This is a genomic window from Parendozoicomonas sp. 2304DJ65-17, assembly GCF_058148445.1.
In genome coordinates, this window is sequence record NZ_JBYVJV010000145.1 from 1 (window position 1) to 232 (window position 232).

Annotated in this window: 1 protein-coding gene; it reads right to left on the bottom strand. The window is 51.7% G+C overall.

Going from position 1 to position 232, the window contains the following annotated elements:
• Window positions 1-232 (bottom strand): ABC transporter permease subunit (locus tag ACY2RR_RS24840; RefSeq protein WP_490110873.1); only part of this gene is annotated, 232 nt, incomplete at both ends.

Sequence of the window (232 nt, forward strand, 5' to 3'; positions counted from 1 at the left end):
AAACATCACCGCTAACCAGCGTCCCGTAAGCACTGGCAGGCCTAAAGCGGTGGCAGATTCCGGCTTCTCACCAATGGCTTTCACCATCAAGCCCGGGCGGCTAAAGCGGAAGAACAGCAAGACTGCAGCCAGTATCATCAGAGCGATGTAGCAAAATGGGTCTTGCTGGAAGAGTACAGGTCCAAGTACTGGAATATATGCCAGCAGCGGAATATGTAGAACTTCGATAACG